The sequence below is a fragment of the Mesorhizobium sp. B2-2-4 genome (assembly GCF_006442375.1).
Lineage (GTDB): Bacteria > Pseudomonadota > Alphaproteobacteria > Rhizobiales > Rhizobiaceae > Mesorhizobium.
This window is the reverse complement of record NZ_VFWB01000003.1, coordinates 139833-161524: the sequence shown is the minus strand read 5'-3', so window position 1 is coordinate 161524 and position 21692 is coordinate 139833. Positions and strand designations below refer to the sequence as shown.

The 21692-nt window shown below is 57.1% G+C and carries 22 protein-coding genes; all 22 read left to right on the top strand.

The genetic code is table 11. The features are described from left to right. The first annotated feature begins 390 nt into the window (after positions 1-390). Positions 391-999: a hypothetical protein gene (locus FJ959_RS09030; RefSeq protein ID WP_210239503.1), complete on the top strand. Its 609-nt coding sequence runs from the start codon at positions 391-393 to the stop codon at positions 997-999. 53 nt (positions 1000-1052) lie between these two features. Further along, positions 1053-2084, top strand: a complete 1032-nt coding sequence (gene dnaN, locus FJ959_RS09025) for a DNA polymerase III subunit beta (protein ID WP_140629720.1) — start codon at positions 1053-1055, stop codon at positions 2082-2084. Between the two features lie 2 nt (positions 2085-2086). Then, on the top strand, positions 2087-2323 hold the full coding sequence (locus tag FJ959_RS09020; protein ID WP_140629718.1) for a hypothetical protein: 237 nt from the start codon (positions 2087-2089) through the stop codon (positions 2321-2323). Then, on the top strand, positions 2320-2475 hold the full coding sequence (locus FJ959_RS31640; RefSeq protein ID WP_181175183.1) for a hypothetical protein: 156 nt from the start codon (positions 2320-2322) through the stop codon (positions 2473-2475). Before FJ959_RS09020 ends, FJ959_RS31640 begins: the two co-directional genes overlap by 4 nt. Next, complete coding sequence (locus FJ959_RS09015; protein WP_140629716.1) at positions 2472-2690, top strand: hypothetical protein; 219 nt, start codon at positions 2472-2474, stop codon at positions 2688-2690. The genes FJ959_RS31640 and FJ959_RS09015 overlap by 4 nt, the downstream gene beginning before the upstream one ends. Continuing rightward, the gene (locus FJ959_RS09010) at positions 2690-3175 is read left to right on the top strand and encodes a hypothetical protein (RefSeq protein WP_140629713.1); all 486 of its coding nucleotides are present in this window, start codon (positions 2690-2692) and stop codon (positions 3173-3175) included. The genes FJ959_RS09015 and FJ959_RS09010 overlap by 1 nt, the downstream gene beginning before the upstream one ends. Before the next feature lies 1 nt (position 3176). After that, entirely contained in the window at positions 3177-4172 is a 996-nt protein-coding gene (locus tag FJ959_RS09005; protein WP_181175182.1) for an oxidoreductase, read from the top strand. Further along, positions 4162-4674, top strand: coding sequence for a sigma-70 family RNA polymerase sigma factor (locus tag FJ959_RS09000; RefSeq protein ID WP_140629711.1), 513 nt, complete (start codon positions 4162-4164; stop codon positions 4672-4674). Before FJ959_RS09005 ends, FJ959_RS09000 begins: the two co-directional genes overlap by 11 nt. Further along, entirely contained in the window at positions 4674-6386 is a 1713-nt protein-coding gene (locus FJ959_RS08995) for a DEAD/DEAH box helicase (RefSeq protein ID WP_246678940.1), read from the top strand. The genes FJ959_RS09000 and FJ959_RS08995 overlap by 1 nt, the downstream gene beginning before the upstream one ends. Before the next feature lie 982 nt (positions 6387-7368). Then, positions 7369-7887 (top strand): siphovirus Gp157 family protein, encoded by a 519-nt coding sequence (locus tag FJ959_RS08990; RefSeq protein ID WP_140629706.1) that lies wholly within the window; start codon positions 7369-7371, stop codon positions 7885-7887. Then, a complete protein-coding gene (locus FJ959_RS08985) occupies positions 7887-9215 on the top strand; it encodes a site-specific DNA-methyltransferase (RefSeq protein WP_140629704.1) in 1329 nt (442 codons plus the stop codon). Before FJ959_RS08990 ends, FJ959_RS08985 begins: the two co-directional genes overlap by 1 nt. Before the next feature lie 283 nt (positions 9216-9498). Next, entirely contained in the window at positions 9499-9669 is a 171-nt protein-coding gene (locus tag FJ959_RS31635) for a hypothetical protein (RefSeq protein ID WP_181175181.1), read from the top strand. Then, complete coding sequence (locus FJ959_RS08980) at positions 9666-10736, top strand: DNA cytosine methyltransferase (RefSeq protein WP_210239502.1); 1071 nt, start codon at positions 9666-9668, stop codon at positions 10734-10736. Before FJ959_RS31635 ends, FJ959_RS08980 begins: the two co-directional genes overlap by 4 nt. Next, positions 10723-12831, top strand: a complete 2109-nt coding sequence (locus FJ959_RS08975) for an AAA family ATPase (protein ID WP_140629698.1) — start codon at positions 10723-10725, stop codon at positions 12829-12831. Before FJ959_RS08980 ends, FJ959_RS08975 begins: the two co-directional genes overlap by 14 nt. 401 nt (positions 12832-13232) lie before the next feature. Next, positions 13233-13913 carry a DNA polymerase III subunit epsilon gene (gene dnaQ, locus FJ959_RS08970; protein WP_140629695.1) on the top strand — a complete coding sequence of 227 codons (681 nt, stop codon included), beginning with the start codon at positions 13233-13235 and terminating at the stop codon, positions 13911-13913. Continuing rightward, positions 13910-14398 carry a VRR-NUC domain-containing protein gene (locus tag FJ959_RS08965; RefSeq protein ID WP_140629692.1) on the top strand — a complete coding sequence of 163 codons (489 nt, stop codon included), beginning with the start codon at positions 13910-13912 and terminating at the stop codon, positions 14396-14398. Before dnaQ ends, FJ959_RS08965 begins: the two co-directional genes overlap by 4 nt. Positions 14399-14585: 187 nt before the next feature. Then, complete coding sequence (locus FJ959_RS08960; RefSeq protein ID WP_140629690.1) at positions 14586-15542, top strand: hypothetical protein; 957 nt, start codon at positions 14586-14588, stop codon at positions 15540-15542. Between the two features lie 552 nt (positions 15543-16094). After that, positions 16095-16322: a DUF2158 domain-containing protein gene (locus tag FJ959_RS08955; RefSeq protein WP_140629687.1), complete on the top strand. Its 228-nt coding sequence runs from the start codon at positions 16095-16097 to the stop codon at positions 16320-16322. 1116 nt (positions 16323-17438) lie between these two features. Next, positions 17439-17825: a hypothetical protein gene (locus tag FJ959_RS08940; RefSeq protein WP_140629679.1), complete on the top strand. Its 387-nt coding sequence runs from the start codon at positions 17439-17441 to the stop codon at positions 17823-17825. Positions 17826-17955: 130 nt separating this feature from the next. Beyond that, complete coding sequence (locus FJ959_RS08935; RefSeq protein ID WP_246680790.1) at positions 17956-19722, top strand: terminase TerL endonuclease subunit; 1767 nt, start codon at positions 17956-17958, stop codon at positions 19720-19722. A gap of 13 nt (positions 19723-19735) precedes the next feature. Then, positions 19736-21028, top strand: a complete 1293-nt coding sequence (locus tag FJ959_RS08930) for a phage portal protein (RefSeq protein ID WP_140629673.1) — start codon at positions 19736-19738, stop codon at positions 21026-21028. After that, on the top strand, positions 21025-21654 hold the full coding sequence (locus FJ959_RS08925; protein WP_140629670.1) for an HK97 family phage prohead protease: 630 nt from the start codon (positions 21025-21027) through the stop codon (positions 21652-21654). The genes FJ959_RS08930 and FJ959_RS08925 overlap by 4 nt, the downstream gene beginning before the upstream one ends. Positions 21655-21692 lie beyond the last annotated feature (38 nt).

Below are 21692 nucleotides of genomic sequence, written 5' to 3'. Positions count from 1 at the left end.
GATCAGAGAAAAAGAGACTGGCTACCGCAAAAGGGAAATTGGAGAAAAGCGTAAAGGCTGCAATATACAAGGCTATAACAAAGGGCTCAAAGAACGGTCGTCATACGTTTGACCTCTTGGGGTACTCCTCTGACGAACTAAAGAACCACCTTGAAAGTCAATTCCTTCCAGGTATGTCATGGGATAACTATGGGGATTGGCACATAGATCACAAAATTCCGAAGTCGGTCTTCAATTACACTACACCAGACGAGATTGACTTCAAACGAGCGTGGGCGATGTCAAACCTCCAGCCGCTATGGGGGCCAGACAATTTAGCCAAGGGCGCAAAACTAACCACCTCATTCCAGCCATCACTCGCATTAGCAGCCTAATTCAAGGAGAACAAAATTGGGCATTTCAATCGACTTCGACTACGAGATCAATACCGATACCGACAAACAAGGCGGCGGCGGAATTGTTCCGCACGGTCACTATCGCATTTGGGCGGAGGCTATCGAGTTTCCTAAAACCAAGGACGAGAAGGGTCGCCAGGCCGCGATCATCTTTGAGATTCAGGAGCCTGTCGAGTTCAAAAATCGCAAGTTCCGCGAATGGTGGACAATGATCCATTCGGAAGAGTTCGGCAACAGTTCTTATCGTTTTGGGAAGCCTGCCTTCGACCGTTTCTGTCGTGCCGTCCAAGTGGTAGTTGAACGCGGAACAGACAGCGACGAACTTCTGTTCAAGTCCTTTGTGGTTGAGATTGGCATTCAGCCCGGCAACGGTACAGACGCCAATGGCAAGCCATATCAGGACAAAAATCAGATCCGAAAATTCTTCTACGAGGACGACCAGGCCAAGGAACCTGTGCCGGAACTCGGCGTGATCGGTGACGGCACTATGCCAGCAAAGGCGGCAAGCAAGCCTGCCAACGACAACAAGGCGGTTGCGCCTGCCGCAAACGCAGCACCGGCCGCTGCCAAGAAGACTCCTTGGGGCGCCAAAAAGGCGGCCTAACCAACACCTGGCGGGCTTCGGCCCGCCACCTTCCCACATAGAGGAGACTGCCAATGCGTATCGAGCGCCACGAATTCGCTCGCCTTCTAGCGGCCGTTACCAAGGCGGTGCCGACACGAAATACCATCCCGATCTTGGCAACGGTGCGTCTGATCGCAAAGGACGGAAAGCTCACCGCCACGGCAACCGACCTTGATGTTGAGATCACGGGCAGCATTGAGGCCGAAGGCGACTTTGCAGCGTGCATTGACGCTAAGCTGCTGGCGGGCATTGTCGCCAAGGTGACTGGCGAACCCGTAGATATCAGCCAGGACGAAATAGGTGCCACGCTTAAGGCTGGCCGCTCCAAGTTCAAACTTGAGACGCTTCCGGTGGTCGATTTCCCGACGCTCGACCACGGCAAGTTTATGGCTGAGTTCGAGGCTGATCTTGCGGCGCTGTTTGCTTCTGTTGCGTTCGCTATGTCGCAAGAGCAGGCGCGCTCATATCTCAATGGCGTGTATCTCGAGCCGACCGCCGTCACGGCAACGGATGGCCACCGACTTGCAACGCGCAAGTTCCATGCGATCGGCAAATTTGCGCCGGTCATCGTGCCGCGGCCTCTTGTACCGATGATTGCTGCTGGCAAAGGCACAGTTCGCCTGTCGGATGGCAAGATCCAGATTGAGACTGCATCGGCCACCATTACATCGCGGCTGGTTCACGGCACGTTCCCAGACTACGAGCGGGTCATTCCCACTACCAACAAAAAGATCGCTACGGTCGACGCAGATGCGCTCCGCCAAGCGGCTGGCCGTGTGACGCTGATTTCCAACGAACGGGGCAAGGGCGTCAAGTTGGTTGTCAACAACGACGGCATCAGCTTGTGGGCGCGTGGCAGCGGTGAAGCCGAAGACTTGGTCGACGCAGAATACGAGGGCGAGCCGGTCGAAGTCGGAATGAACGCGCAGTACCTGGCCGACATCCTTACCGCCATGCCTGACGGCGCTGCCAACGTCGCGATCGCCGATGGTGGTTCGCCGGTCCTATTCACGTCGCCGGCCGATGCGTCGTTGCGCATCGTTGGCATGCCGATGAGGGTATAGGGATGGACGAGGATGTTTACCAACTGCTCTGCCGCGCATGGGATGAATTGCGCGCCGGCAACTATGATGAGGTCGACTTAATGCTTGAACGCATCATCAATCGCAAGTGGGGCGACGTCACTGAGTGTGACGGACAGTATCGGATGTTCGACGCTGACGCGAAGATCGATCCGACACGCAACTTCTTCGCCAACGCACTCGGCATGCAGGTTGCCGTGCATTGCGGTGAAGCGGCATGACCACCGCCGCAACCCAACTCGAGATCGCCGCGCAACGGCTGAAAGAGGCCGCGCTTATCGTGCGCGGCAAGGGCTTCAGAATGGAAAGCTACGACCTCGAGCGCGTGGCGTTCGATTGCCTGGCTGTGGCTGAGAAGGAGGGGAAGAAGTGAGCGACGAAAAACCAAAAGCCAAGATCATTGGCACTGACAACTATGCGCGCGAAAGCGTAGCCGATTTCCTCGTCTGTGAGGGAGTCGCAAATGAATATGTCGGCGAGTTGATTGTCAATCTGCTGAACAACAGCGAGGGCGCATCCGCCAGCACGTTCTATCGCCTAGTGCCGGCCGACCACAAACTGTGGCGCGGCATGGCGGAGCTTGTTTGATGACCTGCCTAGTCGGCCTCATTCATAGCGGCAAAGTGCACATGGGCGGCGACAGCGCCGCCTCGGTCGACAACGCCATTGAGGTGCGCACCAACCGCAAAGTGTTTCGCAATGGTGCCTACGTGATTGGCTTCACTGGCTCATTCCGTGTCGGGCAGCTGCTGCAGTACGCCGTTATTGAAGAACCGGGCAAAGACCTGATGGCGCATCTCGTTAACGCCGTTGTGCCCGTCCTGCAGAAGTTGGCAGGCAAGGAGACCGACGAAATTATGATCGGCCATAGCGGCCGGCTGTTCAAAATCAGCAGCGATTACTCCGTTGCCGAATACCCTGAATACGCCGCAGCGGGCACAGGAGAGCCGTGGGCGCTTGGCCGCATGCATGGAAGCCTCGGCGCACCGGAAGCGCGCGCAGTGGCCGCACTAGAGGCTGCACAGGCGCACTGCACAGGTGTGCGGGCGCCGTTTGTAGTGGAGATTGCATAAGTTGGCTGAAATCCCCACAGAAGCACCAGGCGAAACCGCCACCGTCGCCGCTATCTATGCGGCGTATGAGGCCGCCAATGAGCCGCGCGACGGCCGGTCCATATCGGTAAGCACGCTGGCCGAGGAATGCGAGCGCAAGCTGTTCTACGACTTCAGGTGGGTTTCGCCACACGAGAACATACCTGGCCGCACGTTGCGGATTTTCGAGACTGGCAAGTTGGAGGAAACCAGGTGGATTGAAAACCTGCGCATGATCGGCTGCGAGGTTGTCGAGTTCGACGGAACCGACCGTGACGGCAACCCAAAGCAGATCATGGTTGAAACCTGCGGCGGCCATGTGCGCGGCTATCTTGACGCGGAAATACTCGGCTTGCCGGAAGCGCCGACCAAATGGCACGTCGGCGAAATAAAGTCGCACAATACTAAATCGTTCGCCAAACTGCTTAAGGACGGCGTGCGGAAGAGTAAGCCGCTCCACTTCGCGCAGATCCAAACCTACATGCACAAGCGCGGACGCGACCGCGGAATCTATCTGGCCGTAAACAAGGATACGGACGAGCTTTACGCCGAGCGGCTTAAACTGGACGTCGAGTATTGCCTACGGCTCGAGGCGAGGGCACAGCGTATTATCGACGCCAATGATCCGCCCGCAAAGCTGTACGAAGACCCGACCGCTAAGATGGCGTTCGCCTGTGGCTGGTGTCGCCACCGCAGTGTTTGCCACGAAGGCGCGGCACCGCGGTCCAACTGCAGGACTTGTCTTTATTCATCGCCGGAACAGGGTGGCGGTTGGAGTTGTGCCCGGTTCAGCAAGCCGCTCAGCATAGACGAGCAGGCGTCGGGCTGTCCGGCACACCTCTGGCTACCCGGACTTATCAACGGTGAGCAGATCGATTGTTCCGAGGAGGAGGAATGGATCCGTTACCGCATGGCGGACGGCACAATTTGGACTGACGGCGCAAGCAACGACAACGAGGAGCAACAAGATGCAGCATGACAAGAACAAGCGCCCCGCCGTCTTCGACGCAGCCGTCATGGCCTATCGTCCTGCGCTCATCAAGCTTGCGCGTAAGCTGACGAACACGCCCGACGAACGCGAGGAACTAGTGCAAGATACGCTCGCCTATGTCTTCAGCCACTGGGCGAACTTTCGCAACGACCCGACCGCGCCGAAGAACGGCATGTACAATTGGCTTACGTTGAACATGCGGTCGATCGCGCAGGGCAAGCGCAATGTGGCGGCCAATGCTCGCAAGAACATGCCACGCGCCAGTGAGCTTGCCGCATCCATGGTGTCCGTGGCGGCCAGCCAGGAGAACATCGTTTACGCCAAGCAGATCGTGCGGCGCCTTTCGCGCAGCCGCGAAGGTCGCATGCTGGTGCGCATCGGCGGTGGTGAGATGCTGAAAGATATCGGCAAGCGCCGTGGCATTGGTGCGGAGCGCGTCAGGCAGCTTACCGACAGGGCGCGTGATGGGCTGAAGAAGGTGGCGGCTTGATGCTCGAACTGCGCGATTACCAACGAAGCGCTGTCGACGCGCTGTTTGAATATTGGAGCGACAAGCCCGGTTCGCCACTTATCGTGCTGCCTACCGGCGCAGGAAAGTCGTTGGTGCTGGCTACCATATGCAAGGAGTTGCTAGAAAACTATCCCGGCATGCGCATCCTTATCGTTACGCATGTGCGGGAATTAATTTTGGGCAATTATAAAGAACTGCTCACCATCTGGCCGTTCGCGCCATGTGGCATTTTCAGTGCGGGCGTAGGGCGTCGCGACGCGCATGCGCAAATTATCTTTGGCGGCGTGCAAACCATCTACAACAAGACCGAAGAGATCGGCCACATCGATCTCATCGCGATTGACGAGGCGCATCTGATACCGCGGAAAGCAGACACGCAGTATGGCAAATTGTTCGCCGGCCTCGAGGCTATCAATCCAGACGTCAAGCGCATTGGGCTGACTGCCACAGACTACCGTCTAGGTGAAGGTCGGTTGACGGATGGCGATGGTGCCATGTTCGATGACGTCTGCTTTGAACAGCCTATCGGCGACATGATCGACGGCGGATATCTGTGCCGACCGATTAGTAAGGGCATGGCTACGGCGTTCGATCTTACCGGCGTCGGCAAGGTCGGCGGCGATTACAACCAGGGCAACCTACAGGCGGCGGTCGACAAAGAGGATGTCAATGCAGCGGTCGTGGATGAAATCATTACCTATGGTCGCGATCGCCGCGCGTGGCTCCTGTTCTGTAGCGGCGTTGAGCACGCCTTTCATATGCGCGACGAAATCCGCAAACGGGCTATCAATGGCGTACCGATTACCTGCGAAGCAATCTCCGGAGGGACGCCCACCGCTGAGCGCGATCGCATCCTCGCCGATTTCAAGGCCGGCAAGATCAAGGCACTTAGCAACAACTCGGTGCTAACCACTGGCACCAATTTGCCAATCATCGACCTTGTTGCGTTCTGTCGTCCAACACTGTCGGCTGGTCTGTACGTTCAGATGGCCGGCCGCGGTCTCCGCCTTTATCCAGGCAAGGCTAACTGCCTGTTTTTGGACTTTGCCGGGGTCGTTCGCAAGCATGGGCCGATTGATGCGGTAGTTCCTCCGCACATGCGGAGCGGATCGGGTGAGGCACCCGTCAAGCAGTGTCCGCAGGATAGGGCTGACGCTAAGGGTCAAATGGGCTGCGGATCTCTAGTGCATGCATCCGCGCGCTGCTGTCCGGATTGCAATTACGACTTTCCGATTGACGACAAGCCCAAGATAACCGGCCAAGCCGAAGACGTCCCTATGTTGTCCAAAGGCGAGGCAACATGGCGCCCTGTAACGGAAAGGCGCTTCTATATACATCAGAAGCCAGGAAAGCCAGATAGCGTGAAGTGCGTTTACGTCTGCGGCATGACGCAGATCAACGACTTTATGGGGCCGGGGCATATGGGGTACTTTAAGGCGAAAACTGACAAATGGTGGGCTAAGCATTCCGGCGCCAGACCCTTTCCAAAAGACTCTCTGGAATTTTTGCAGAGGCAAGCCGAATTGAACATTACGGAGTCGGTAGCCGTTCGACCGTCCGGAAAATACTGGGAAGTTTCTGATTACAAGCCCGGCGAAGCGAAAGCGCACGACAACGATAACGAACGGCCTTCGGCAAACGACAACGGTATCGGATACGCCCGATGGGACGAACTTGAGGTGCCGTTTTGACGGAGACTAAAACTTGCACCAAGTGCGGGGAGACGAAGCCTTTAGATGCATTCCACAAGACAAGCGACGGCAGTAAATTTGGCGTTCGATCTGCAAGGAGTGTCGGGCGATCGATGGCAAGAACTACAGGGCAGACAACCCTGATAAGGTCAAGGAAACGGCTGACGCTTGGACGGCCAGAAATCCCATAAAGGTTCGCAAGCGGCTAATCAGATATTATGAAGCCAATAAAGATATCATAAATGCCAGAAGCAGGGCGTGGAAGCTTGCTAATCCTGAGAAAAGAAAAGAGATCGAACGTCGCTCAAGAGAGAAGAAGCGGAAAACAGTTAGGGGAAAATTATAGAATGCCATGCGCGCCGGGATACATCGCGGCATAGTTCGCGGTGGGAAAATGGGGCGACTAACGTTTGATCTTCTTGGGTATAAAGTTGACGATCTTAAATCGCACATAGAGAAGCAATTTTTGCCGGGTATGAGTTGGGATAACTACGGAAAAGGTGGTTGGGAAATAGACCATGAGACACCACTGTCGGCTCACAATTATAGCACGCCAGACCATATAGACTTTAAGAAGGCGTGGTCGCTAAGAAACCTTAGACCAATGTGGCTATCTGATAACCGGAGTAAGGGTCCAAAATTGACTAAACCATTCCAGCCATCGCTAGCATTAGCCGTTCCAGCCAACGACAACAAACCACAAGAGGTAGCAGCGTGAAAACCCCAACCGAAGTCCTTACCGCAGAGTTGCGCGGCTGCTGCCATAGCTACGTCGGCGCTCCGGCACTAGCGGTGCAGTGCGTCGCGGCTCTAAGGGCGGCTGGGTGGATAATAGTGCGGCACGATAGCATACGGTTGGCGCAGGCGCATGCGCGGGCTGAGTACAGGGAAGCCGCCTAGTTATTGCGCGGCAATAAACCGGGCGCAAAATGACACGTTGGCGCGCCATATGCGCCAGATATGAAACGTGAAGGTTACAAAAATGAAACCAGCCAACGACAACTATCTCCAAGCCGACGTCGCAAACATCTTAGCCCACATCGACGGACTGCTTACCGCATATCCAGAGCTTGCCGAAGACGCCGAACTGCGGCGCGATATGCTGAAAGGCAGCACCGCGGCCTTCGACGTCCTGACTCGCCTGGTAGGCATTGAGCGTGACGCCGACAGCATGTCCAAGGCGGTTGCTGAGCGTATCAGTGATTTGCAGGCGCGCCGTCAAAGAGCCGATAAGCGCAAGGAAGCAATGCGAGTGCTTATGCTCCGCATTATGAAGGCGGCTGACATCCAGAAGGCATCGCTGGTCGAGGCTACTGTGTCTGTGGGCAAGGGTAGGGATAGCGTGGAGGTGACGAATGAAACCGTACTGCCGCGTGCATTCCTGAAGGTGGTCAAGACGCCGGACAAGACGGCCATCAAGGCGGCGCTTGATGCGGGCCGCAAGGTTAAGGGTGCCGCGATTAAGACCGGTGAGGATGTGCTGACTGTAAGGGTGGCGTGATGGGCGAGTTTACCAAAACCGATCACCTCGACAGCAAAGTCACGCTTTACGGAGGCGACAATCGCGACGTGCTCAAGTCGCTACCCGACAATTCAATCAGTGCGATAGTCACAGATCCTCCCTACGCGCTAGTGTCGATCCAAAAGCGGTTCGGCGGGCCGAACGCATCTCCGGCCAAAGACGGCGACGTCTACAGCCGCGCCAGCGCCGGGTTCATGGGGAAAAATTGGGATACTGGCGAGGTTGCCTTTAGCGAGGTGTTTTGGGCTGAGTGCCTGCGCGTCCTAAAGCCTGGCGGGCATGTCGTAGCGTTCAGCGGCACACGCACTTACCACAGAATGGCGGTTGCGATCGAGGATGCTGGCTTTGAAATCCGCGACCAGTTGGCTTGGGCATATGGCAGCGGTTTTCCGAAGTCGCATGATGTCAGCAAGGCGATTGATAAGGACGCTGGTGCGGTGCGTGAGGTTGTTCGCGAACGCTATACGACAAAGCGGCTGAAGCCCGGCGCAACAGTAGAGAAGGAAGGCGAGTGGGGCAAGCAGGATGTTGCCTATACGGCTACCGACACAGCACCCGCAACAGACGCCGCCCGCGAATGGCAGGGATGGGGCACCGCGCTGAAGCCGGCGTGGGAACCTATCTGCCTAGCGCGCAAGCCTTTGGCGGGCACTGTTGCGGCCAACGTGCTTGAGCACGGTACGGGGGCGTTGAATATTGACGCCACCAGAGTCGGAACAGAAGGCGGAACGGCCTTTGGCCGCGTCGGCGGCTATCTCACCGCCAAAGCCGGTGCGCCGATTGATGCCGGCCGCTGGCCCGCCAACATCGTGCACGACGGCAGCGACGAGGTGGTGTCGTGTTTCCCCGATACGGCGAGCGGTGGCGCACCAACTGCTGGAGATCGCAACGGTGTAACCTACGGCGAGTTCGGCGAGCGCTCACTGACAAACCACGGGGCAAACTCCGGCTCCGCCGCCCGCTTCTTCTACACTGCCAAAGCCGACAAGCTCGACCGCATCGGCAGCAAGCACCCGACCGTCAAGCCTGTCGATCTGATGCAATGGCTTGTGCGGCTGGTCACACCGAAGGGTGGACTGGTTCTGGATCCATTCGCCGGTAGTGGCAGCACAGGCGAGGCGGCCTGGCGCGAGGGTATGAGGTGTATCCTGATTGAGCGTGAGGAAGAATATCAGGCCGATATCGCGGAACGCCTGCGGTTGGCGGACAAGGGGCCGACTACCCGCAAGGCGCGTGCCGTCAAGCAGGTGGCGAACGACAACTTGCCGCTGTTCGGCGGAACGGCAGCGGGGGGGGGTGCGCGGTGAAGGGCGCCAAATCTATGGTCACTTCGCAGACCAGAACGCGCGCAGCAACGGACGGCGGAATCATGGCGGGTAAGGGTGGATTTGGTTTTCGTATTCGCGAGCAACGTCAGAAAGCAGGTGCCGCATGAGCGAACACGACCCCACAACGTGCCACGTCTGCGGTCGCCATGCGGTTGGCGTAGGCTTCGCAGGGCGTAGGCCATCAGACAATAGGTGGCTATGCGCTGAATGCCTGCCGCTCATTGAGTACGTCAAAGACATAAAGCGATGGGATCCGTACGAGGTGAAGGCGCTCGATGCGGTTGACGAAGCCACAGGCGAATTTGCGGCCGAGAATGGCGCCGACCTGGCCGCATATAGTGACGAGCAGCGCCGCGGCCTTTGGACAACAGCAATCAAGGCACACCAGGCGGAGATTAGACGGCTGGTGCGAACGGATGAGGCGATATTTTGAAAGTCCTAGACCTATTCAGCGCTGCGGCCGGCGGCTGGTCGCTAGGGATGCACCGTGCCGGATATCGAACCATTGCTGCGTGCGAAGTCATTGATTGGCGTCGCGCGCTTTATTCGCAGAATAACCCCGGAGTACCCGTCTATGATGACGTCACCACCCTTACCGCAGACCGACTTGTTCGGGATGGTGTTGGACTTCCCGACATCATCGTCGGCTCGCCGCCGTGCCAGGATATCAGCAGCGCAAACACCAAAGGTAAAGGTGTCGACGGCGAGCGCTCCGGCCTCTACTTCGAAGCCGTCCGCCTCATTGACGAATGCAGGCCTCGTTGGTTCGCTCTTGAAAATAGCGCTAATCTCCGAACTCGAGGCGCAGACCGGATCATCGATGCGCTGGCGGCAATCGGCTACACCTGCTGGCCATTCGTGGTTAGTGCTGGAGACATCGGTGCAAACCACGAGCGCAAGCGAAGTTGGCTTATCGGATTCTCGCTTGCCGACGCCAATGGCATCGGACGGAATGCAGGATGGCAAGGGTGGCGGGGCGGGATCGACCTATCCTTTCAGGATGATATTGGCCACACCGCGGGCATCGGACATGAGAGCGGGCGGCCACGGCGACACGGGCAGGATGGGTACTGTTCGCCACATTCTCCACGAGTCATATCTTCCTACGCCTCGGGCATCAGAGGCGCATCACGGGCCGGACATGACATCTCATTCTCCGAATATAAAGGCGAGAATGGCGAACAACGACCCGCGGTGGCAGGGCGCACGAGCACTAGCAGCATTACTACAGAGCCATGGGCTGACTGGAACGGCGGCCTTGCCCATCACTTACGGGTGGATGATGGGTTATCCGGCTGGGTGGCTCAGTCGCGCATTGCGATCGGCGGTCCAAGAGGGACGGTTGCGGCAAGTCTCATCGTTGAAGCCTTCGGCGATGCGGTCCTCCCGCAAATCCCTGAAGCAATCGGTCGCGCAATCTTGCGAGTAGAGGCGGCATTGGTCGCCGTCTCGCGCACCGCCGCCAACGACAATCAGGAGCGCACCATTGCAGCAGCCTAGCAGCCTCGAAACCGCACGTTGGTACACAAGCCATGGCGTATCTGTTTTCCCCTGCCGGGAAGTCGAATCCGATGAGATGGATCCGGCAACCGGCGAATTTACACTGAGGCCTGAAAAATCACCCTACAACTCCAACGGGCTCAAGGGCGCCACCCGGTCGACTCGCATTGTCGACATCTTCTTTGGGGACAAGTTTCCCGCCGCGGCAATCGGTGTGCCTACTGGCGAGCCGCTTGGGGCGTGGGTGCTTGATCTCGATAAGCACGGCGATCTGGACGGCCACACATGGCTTGCCGAGATGGAGGCCAAGCATGGGCCACTGCCGGAAACGGCGCGTGCCAGCACTGCCAACGGCGGAACGCATGTGTTCTTCCGGCATGTCGATGGTGTGCGCAATCGTGCAGCCATTGCGCCGGGCGTCGACACGCGTGGCGATGGTGGCTATATCCTCGCACCAGGCAGCGCCATGGCTGATGGTCGCGCCTATAAGTGGACGAACCACGATGGCCACGGTTTGCCGGCATTCGCCGAGGCCCCGCAGTGGTTGCTGGATTTGGTCGTAAACAAACAGCCGGCAGCCGCACCAGAGCAGCGCACCGAGTATGTCTACAAGCCAAGTTACGATAGCGGCGAAACTTCGCATGCAGAGATTGCCGAACTCCTAACATATGTAAGCCCAGACTGCGGATATCAGGATTGGGTTAGTGTGCTGATGGCTATTCATTCGGCGCTTGGTTCGGACGGCTTGGCGATTGCCGATGATTGGAGTTCGCGCGGAAAGAAGTATCGCCGCGGCGAAGTTGCCAGGAAGTGGAAGGGCTTCAAATCGAGCGGCATAAACCTTGGCTCTCTATGCGAGTTAGCGCGTCAAGGTGGCGCTGATTTGTCTGCCATCTCCCGCAGTCACAAACAATACACCAGCACACCAAGCGGCGACACGGCTGGCTTTCTAGAGGGTGTCGATGCCAAGAAGGCGGCTCAACAACAGTCCGCAGCCGCACCAGAACCGTCCGCCACCGCCCAACCCAAGCAGCGCAGCAATGAGCGGTTCGACAAGACGTGGTTTGACCAAATAGAAGAGGGAGCACCGAAGGAAGCGTTATTCAAAGGGCTGCTTGGTGCCGGTGAATACACCACAGTCAGCGGACTGCCCGGCACAGGTAAAAGCGTCATCGTCACAGACCTAGCCTGCCACCTAGCAGCCAAAATGGATTGGCACGGTCGCAAACTGAAGAAGCACGGTCTGGTGATCTATGTGGCGGCCGAGCGTAAGAAGCTCACCGAACGCCGCATGATGGCTTTCCGCAAGCACCATGGCGTCAAGGACGTGCCTTTGCTGGTGGTTGGTGGTCGGCTGGACTTCACGCGCAACCTCGATGACGCAAAAGCACTTATAGCGCTTATCAAGGAGGCCGAAACCGAAACCGACCTGCCGTGCGTATGGGTCATCATCGACACGCTTACGCGCGTCTTCGGGGCCGGCGACCAGAACGCATCGAAGGACATGACGAAGTTCGTGCAGTCGTGCGACGAGATCCTGTTGGCCACACAGGCGCATGTCACGGCCATCCACCACAGTTCGTGGTCCGGTGAGCGGGGCAAGGGTGCTATCGACTTGGATGGTGCAGTTGACGCCAGCTATATGGTGAAGAAAGAGCACGGCAAATATAGGCTGGTGTGCGACGGCACCAACGACGGCGACGAGGGCGACATTCTGGCCTTCAAGATGGAGTCCATCGAACTAAGCCAGGACGAGGACGGTGAGCCTACAACGGCTCCTGTGGTGGTTAAATTGGAGCCGGACACAGTGCCCGTCAGCGGCACACTGAAGGGCTACAAAGGTGAGGTGCTTGCCGCCTTGCATGCCGCTATCGCACAGGACGGCATAGAGCCGGAAGGCGATGCATTCCCTGACGTGCAGGTTGTTGACCTCGAGACGTGGCGGCGCCACTTCTACGCATCCCGCGACATGGAGTCGGTGTCCGTAGCAGCAACAACCAAAAAGCAGTTCCAGCGCGCACCGGAAGACCTAGTGAAGGCAGGCCATGTGAACCAGATTGGGCTTTGGTATTGGTCTGCGGGTACAACCGAATAGAATAAGGCGCAAATGTGACCGATTTTCACTTTGTCCCTTTGTCCCAATTTTGTCCCCATTAAAAATCAAAAGGTTAAGTCGCCAAAAAGACAACGGGGGACAAAATGAGGGACAAAAATCCATCTACCTCAGGTTGTCACAACCTAGAAAGACAAAAGACATTCTGAAAAGGGCTTTGTCCCGGCTTTTGTCCCGTTTGTATACAAACGAGTTGGGACAAGAGGGACAAAATGGGGGACAAAAAAAGACAATTGTTTTCAATGACTTAATCCAGTCTTGTCCCTCTTGTCCCGATTTTGTCCCCAAATTTTTATACCCGAACACCACTGGGGACAAAAACCCCCCTTTCTTTAGAAAGGGGTTTTGTCCCGATAGTTTGTCCCGAAGGAAGAAAGATAGAAATGTCCCCGCGCCAAACAGCCCTCCATCCGGCCCGCCAAATCGCAATCGACACCGAAACCACTGGCGTGGATATCCGCACCGACCGCATTGCCGAAATAGGCGCCATCGAACTCTACGACCTTCTGCCGACCGGCCGCACGTTTCACGCCTACGTCAATCCCGGTGTGCTAATGCCGACCGACGCTACAGACGTTCATGGCCTGACCGATTCCTTCCTAGCCGATAAGACCACCTTCGCCAATATAGCGCCCAGCCTCATGGAGTTCATCGGCGACGCACTGCTGGTGGCCCACAATGCCAGTTTCGATATCGGCATGCTTAATGCCGAGCTTGTTCGCCTCGGTCTGCCCATCTTGGCCAACACGGTCATAGACACGCTGGCTATGGCTCGCGCTAAGCATCCTGGCGCGCCGTGTTCGTTAGACAGCCTGTGCAGGCGCTACGGCGTGCCCACAGCGGCCCGCACAAAGCACGGCGCGCTTATCGACGCCCAATTGCTCGCCGCGGTCTACGTCGAGCTTGTGGGCCGGCAGGGCGGCTTGGATTTGGGTGTGGTGCTGCCTACTAACGCAGTGGAGATTGTGCTGCCGACGCGCGCGCCTCTCCCACCAAGGGTGACGGAAGCCGAGTTGGTGGCGCATGCCGCAATGATGGAAGCAATTAGGGGAGCACGGATATGAACGCACGTAGCAATAGCAAATCCACCAGCCAAACCGTTCGCATCAATGGCGCTCGTGTGCGGCTTGTAACCACCAACGGCAAAGTCACCACAAAGCCGGCGCCGATGCTTGAGGAAGATATGCAGGCCGCTATGGCGACGGCCCTGCGCAAGATGCCAGAGTATGGCAAGCGCTTTCTTTTCGCCGGCGACATGAATGCCGAGCGTCGTGGCCACAAGGCTCGATCCAAGGCCGTCAAGACCGGAATGGCGGCCGGCGAGCCGGACATGCGGATTTATGGCGAGGGCGGACGGCTGCTACTAGTTGAGAACAAGGTGGGCAATTCCAGCCTTACGGATAGCCAGGAGCGTCGGCATCCGGCTCTGGCTGTCATCGGGCATCCCGTAACCATCGTCCGCGCCACTACGCCAGAGGATGCCGCAGCGCTAGTTGTGGAATTGGTGCGGGGTTGGTTGGGTGTAGGACTGGAGAAAGTTGCCGCTTAACAATACATTTAGGGCAGACAACGCAACACGGCACTAAATATGGGGATTGATATGGTACGCAAAAACGGTAAGCGCTCGATCGATGAGTCAACGCCGGGATTCACAGAAGTCGGTTACGACGAGCCAATGAGGCACATGGAAGATGATATCGACGTGATCGCGCGTCGTGAAATCGAGGAAAATCGCATTGCATAACTACAAGACATTCGCTGAAGCGCTTACGGCTGAACCGCGGCAGAGTGCCAAACCGAAGGCAGCGAACGATAACAAGCAGCCGCGCAAGGAGCATCGCTACCGTGGAACGCTGCCCGCGTTGCGGTGGCTGTACGATAACCACCCCGAACTAGCAGAGCCTGTAGCCGCTGCGGTGCAAGCACTTGCGGTGAGCAATTGGGATCCGGAGGCCACTGATGACTATCTGGAATCCCGCCCGACGATAGGCGAAATAGAGCGGGCGGCGAAGAATGACGACGGCGAGTGGTTGGAGCCAACGATAGAATCTGACCGCGACGGCAACCCATATATCCAACTTGGCGCGCTGAAGTTCATCAAGGGCGAACTCGCAGAATATGGCGAGACAAAGAAGGGCGGCAAACTAGCGCCACGAGATCGCGCCAGATCGCGAGTTGATGAGCAGTCAAAGCCGCGGGACGCGAGCCGTTACATATTTCGCACGACGACCACTACGCCGTCACCTCTACGCGCAGAACCATACCAGCGGCCATTTAGTGGTGAGCCTGCGCTTATACCCATGTACGACCCGCAAAAAGGCGTAGAGGCCAATCGCGCCGTATTGCAAGCGTTTGGCGTTGATGGCTCAGTCTCGTTTGAGAACTTACCGTTCCATGCCACTCGTTGCCGCCCGGCCATTGCGAAGGGAGCGGAGTTTCTTGGTGGCGTCGTGCAAATGAGCGGAAATTCTTCCAGCGGCGCGGTTAACATGGGCGAATTGCCTGACGCGCCAAAAGGTGACGTTATCAAAATAATCGAGGACATAGCGTCCGGTGCGTCGCTAAAGGATATCGGCGAGCGCATGGGATTTGTTGGTGTCCGTGTCGATAGGATGGCAAAAGAAGCGATTCTTGATGTTGCGCGGGTTTTATCTGCGTCCAACGATAACAAAAGGAAAAGAAAAGCCGCATAGAGTCCATTTAGCGCCGCCCCACAACGTATAGTGTGAAGGGGTAGGTTTGCGAACACTACTCCACGCTCGGCCACCTAGCGCCGGGCGTAACTATACGAAGATGCTTGCGGCTCCGTGAGGAAGTCCGTTTCTGCGCATGCAGCCGGTAGACGTGTGGTATTGCATGCCGACTTGCCGCGATGGGTTACACGCCATCCATTGCCATCTTCGTACCTTATCGCCCGTCCGCGCGCCTCCTCTCGCTGCGGTTGGGCGGTTTCGCTGCCGGTTGAGACATGTGGGCGGCCACGCAAGAAGTGGCAACGCCCCGGTCTCCCGGCAGCGCTCAATTTGCCGAAAGGCAATGCAGCGCCGTTATCCCTAGCGCTGGATAAATATGAGGTTCACCGCAAGGTGTTCGGGGCCGAGCTAGCACCGGCATGGGTCAAAGGCCATAAGGGCAAAGTACATGCGGCGCGGTATCGGCGCGCACCAATAACCACCCGCCAAGGCAGCAACGGCTAATTGCCGCCAAGTGTCTTGGCTATATCAACCCACAAGAGGAGAACACACATGGACGCACACATTAACTGGTTCAATGGCGACCCTATTAAGGTCGAGCCTGACGATCTATTCTTCCCCGGCGACGTTGTTACCCTGCTTACTGGCAGCCCGCTCATGACTGTCCTGTCGGCATGCGAACATGGGTGCGTTGAGGTGGCTTGGTATGACGACCACAAGGGCATGAACATCGATGCCTATCCAGAGGAAGCGCTTGTGCACTGGGATGGTGAGGATTGAAATCTAACTAAACGCAATCGCGATTCTCGACCTCTCGCGGTTGTCTGCGGCGGGCAAGCTTCGGCTTCCCGCCGTTTCAATATGAGGTCGACAGGGAGTCGAGACCTTGAAGTGTGAAGCGCCAAATTGCGATAGAGAGTCACGATCCAGATACCGCGATGGACCGCTGGTTTGTGGACTGCACTATCAAAGACTTTTACAGCATGGAACGTTCGACCTTCCTAAGAAAACAGAGAAGGTATGGGCGACTTGCTCTATTGATGGTTGTGACAATCCATCTAGGTCGGTAGCCGGAACATATTGCGAAAAGCACTATTATAGGCAATACAAAACAGGGACGACAGACGATCCGGTCTTTGGCCGCACTTATGTGGCCTCCCACGGATATGTCATCTCATACAGCCCCGCACATCCGATATCTTGCAAGGCAGGAACTCTGTATCAGCACAGGCAAGTGCTGTACGACGCCATCGGCGGCGGCGAGCACCATTGCAATTGGTGCGCTCAGGCGGTCGAGTGGAGCGCAAAAGGCATACGTAAGCTGGTAGTTGACCACCTAGACAACGACAAAGAGAACAACACCATAGAAAATCTGGTGCCGTCATGTCATGCATGCAACGCCACGAGAGGATTGTTCATGTCTTGGGTAATCAAGCATAAGGATGATCCCTTTCTGTCGCGCTTATTCACGGCGGCGAACGATAACGCTTCAGCGTTTAGTTGTGATGAAGTACGAGGCTAATCGTCCTTGGCGACACCTGTACGGAACGGCACGTTGGCAGAGGCTGCGTGAATGGCAACTAAGTCAGCAGCCCTTGTGTGAGTGGTGCCTAGAGCAGGAGATAGTTGAGCCTGCTACCGAGGTTCACCATGCCGTGGCGCACAAGGGAAACCTAGACCTATTCTGGTCTGGTCCATTCATAAGTACATGCAAGCCATGCCACTCAAGCCGAGGCCAAATGGAGGACCACGGCAAGACCGTGGTGCGGTATGGCGCTGATGGGTGGCCTATTTGATGGGTAGGGGGGGGTGCCTCCATCTCTGGAGGCGTCGATAGCCCGTACCGCGCGTCCCCATTCGCGCACATAAATCCAATTCAAATGTTGAGGTCAAAGGATGGCCAGGCCGCGTTTACCGCCTGCCAAGGCGAAGGTGCTTGGTGCCGACGTAAAGCATAAGCCCCGATTTGATGGGCGCAACGCCCCGGAAGTTAAGGGCGGCATAGGCGATCCTTTTACATGGCTTAACGACAAAGCGCAACAGGCTTGGCGTGAGATTGTTAGCGAGGTGCCGTGGCTTAATGAGAGCCATAGAGGGTTCCTGGCTATTGCCGCAAACATCCGCGGACGAATGATTAACGGAGATGATGTCGGCGTTCAGGCGATGAACCTATTGCGCCAGTGTTACGGCCAAATGGGAGCCACGCCTGCGGACTCTACGAAGATTGGCATAACTCCAGATGGTAGCGAAAAAGAGCCGGGCGAAGAGTTCTTCGACAGATAGCCGGAAGGCGGATAGCCTAGAGGTTGGCGGGTCGAACGATCCTATTACCGCTTACGCTCGCGCCGTTGTCGCAAGAGAAATCGTAGCCGGGCCGCACGTCCGCAATGCATGCCAAAGACATCTTGACGATTTGAAGAATGGTGCTGAGCGCGGGCTGCACTTTGACCTTGCTGCTGCGCATGACATTCTTAGGTTCTGCCGCACGGTATGCAAGCTCAAGGACGGCCAGTTCGACGGCAAGCCGTTCAATCCGCACGCCTCGCAGGAATTCATTCTAGGCTCTTTGTACGGGTGGAAGAAGGCTGATGGCTTTCGTCGGTTCCGCCGAGCCTATATCGAGATGGGCAAAGGTAACGGCAAGTCACCGATGGCGGCTGCTATCGGGTTGTACGGGCTGGTTGCAGACAGCGAGCCAGGCGCGCAGATATACGCCGCAGGCAAGGACAAGGCGCAGGCTTTCGTCTTGTTTCAGGACGCCGTTTCCATGGTGCGGCAGTCGCCGCTTCTCGACGCCAAGCTGCACATGAGCGGCGGCACGGGGCAATTTGTCGAGAATATCGCCTACCTGAAAAAGGGCTCGTTCTTTCGGGTCATATCCCGTGAGGGAGCCTCGTCCGGACCGCGCCCCACGGTGGCGCTTTGCGACGAGTTGCACGAGCACCCCAATAGCGGCGTGATCGAGATGCTCGAGCGCGGATTCAAATTCCGACGTCAGCCGCTTATGGTGATGATCACCAATTCTGGCTTTGACCGTACATCGGTCTGCTGGGATGAGCATCACCATGCATGCTCAGTTGCTGCCGGCGTCCCAAAAGAACTGCTTGACGACGATTATACGTACGTCGGGGATCCGATAGACGACACGACGTTTTCGTATGTGTGCGCTCTGGATAAGGACGACGACCCGTTCACCGATCCGTCATGTTGGGTGAAGGCAAATCCGCTGCTTGGCGTCATTCTGACGCATGAGTACATGGAAAAGAACGTCGCGCAGGCGCGCGACATTCCATCCAAGCGCGGTAACATCCTTCGTCTGCACTTCTGCGTATGGACCGAGTCTGAAACCACATGGATACCGCGCCCGCTTGTTGAGCGTGTTATGGCGGAGTTTGACCCTTACGAGGTTCACAAGGGCAAGCGCATTAATGCCGCCGGCCTTGACCTGTCTGGCAAGATCGACCTTACCGCAGCGGCTTTCGTTATTGAGACGGGCGGCAAAGAGGTAACGCGCACAGATGGCGCGGTTGTTGTGCTTCCGACATACGATGCGTGGATTGAGGCGTGGACGCCTCGCGACACGATGGACGAGCGCGCGAAAGCGTCAAGTCTTCCGTATCGGCAGTGGTACAACGACAACTATCTGCGTGCGCCGGAAGGCACTTCAATTCGGTATGATCACGTTGCGGCGCTGTTTGCCAAGATCCACACGGACCACGGCATAGACGTCCTAGCATATGACAAATATCGGTTTGACGATTTCGAAAATGAGCTTTCCGAGTACGGGCTTGATATTAAGTCAGTAATGCACCCGCAGGGTGGCAAGAAGCGCGCAAAGCCTGACGCCAACAAGGCCGAGGCGGCAAAGGCCGCTGGCGAAGAAGTTCCTTTGGGACTTTGGATGCCTGGGAGCCTTGCAGCGCTAGAAACGCTCATCCTTGAAGAGCGCATAAGGATACGGAAAAGCCCGGTTATCCTTGGCGCCATCATGGCCGCCCATGTCGAGACCGAACCCGAGATGGGAAATCAGTTCCTATCGAAGAAGAAGTCGACACAAAAGATCGACGCCGCCGTTGCGCTCTGCATGGCGGTTGGTGCTGCGGTGGATGGGGCTGTGACAGTCCAAGAGCCGAGCAGTCCTTGGGACGATCCAGAATTCAGCGTCTTGAACGCAGCTTAATTTGGCGGGATAAATGGGAATATTTGACGTATTTTCCCGCCAAAAGGCGGATAAGGCACCTGAACGGCGCGATTCCATCGAAAACCAGAACATACCGGTAAGCGCCGAGAATTTCCTGGCATATTTCGGAATCCAGTCGATAAATCTGCCCGCAGTGACGATCGATAGCGCCTTGAGCGTGCCTTCTGTGTGGGCTGCTGTCGCGTTCCTGTCGCGGACACTAGCGGCGTTGCCGCTGCACGCGTACCGCGACACTAAAGAAGGACCCAAGCAGCTTACTGGCCGCCTTGAGGCGCTACTGCACGACGCTCCGAACCCGGAACAGGGTTCGTTCAAGTTCAGACAGTGGTTCTGGCAGCAGGTTTTTACTGGTGGCCGCGGATTAGCATGGATCGACCGCACGCCGCAGGGTGTTGACTCTATCTGGCCGATGGACCCGACGCGAACGACCATTCAGCGCAATGGCGGCAGGGTCTTTTATCAGTTTGGCGACTCGGCCCATCCGGTAAAGACATACCCGGCCGAGGACGTTATCGATGTCCCGTTCATGCTCTGGCATGACGGGCTGAGGCACTACGGCCCGATTACTATGGGGTCGAAAGCTATTCAGCTTGCCTTGGCCATGAATGATTATGGCAGCAACTTCTTTGCCGGTGGCGGTGTGCCGCCTTTGGCATTGACTGGCCCGCTACCGGTAGGCGCGGACGGCATTAAGCGCGCACAGGCAGATATCAAACGGTCTGTCGACGCCGCCAAGAATGCTAATGAGCCGATTTTCCCAATTCCGGCTGGATACACACTCAACCCGGTTGGCTTGGATCCGGCCAAGGGGCAGATGATCGAGGCCCGTCGCTTCCAAGTAGAAGAGATCGCCCGCATCTATCAGTTGCCGAAGGTATTCTTGCAAGACCTGATCGGGGCGACGTTCAGCAACACCGAGCAGCAGAACCTGATGCTGGTGCAGCACCTTGTTGGCCAGTGGGCCGAGGCTTTTGAGGACGAATTGAACCTCAAGCTGTTCGGTCGCAATGGTGGCGCCGGCAAGTACGTCGAGCACAATCTTGATGGCATCCTGCGTGGCGACTTCCTTACCCGCATGAACGGCCTCGGCCAGGCTGTGCAGAATGGCCTGCTTACGCCGAACGAAGGCCGCGCGTTGGACAATAGGCCGGCGATGGCCGAAGGCGACAAGTTGTATATCCAAGGGGCGACGGTGCCTCTTGGTAGCAATATCGCCGCGGCAACAACGCCGGAAAAGTCTGCACCCGCAAACGACAACAAACCAAATGGGGCTGCTGCCGCATGACTGAGATTGAAAAGCGCGGCGGTTCGCTAGGCGTAGAAATGCGTGCCGCCGATGGCAAGCGTACGCTGGTAGGCTATGCTGCGGTATGGAACAGCGACACCACGATTGGTGATTACTTCGTTGAACGTATCGCGCCAGGTGCCTTTAGTAAGGCAATCGGCGGCGACATCCTGGCGCTCTACGACCACGATATGGGCCGGGTACTGGGTAGGACGCGCTCAAAGACATTGCGCCTGTATGAGGACGCCAAGGGTCTTGCTGTAGAGATCGACGTCCCCGACACTTCGGACGGAAATGACCTGTGGACGCTCGTTGAGCGTGGCGATGTCAGCGGTATGAGTTTTGCATTCCGCGCCACAAAGCAGGAGTGGGATGACACTGGCGATTTGCCGAAACGCACCGTGATTGAGGCTGAACTTTACGAAGTGACGGCGACAGCTAATCCAGCCTATCCCGACACCACGCTTGCCGCTCGCTCCCTAGAGGCGGCCCGCCAAGAAGCAGAACAGCACAAGAAAGACGCCGAAAGGCGCGCGGCTGACGCAGCCGCAGCCAAGAGGCGTATTGCCGAGCGTGAAGCTCAGCAGGAGCAGCGAATTCGGGGCATCCGGCAGGACGCTCCGTAGTCACCCGGCTTAGCCGGAGGGCCGGACGGAAAGTCCTG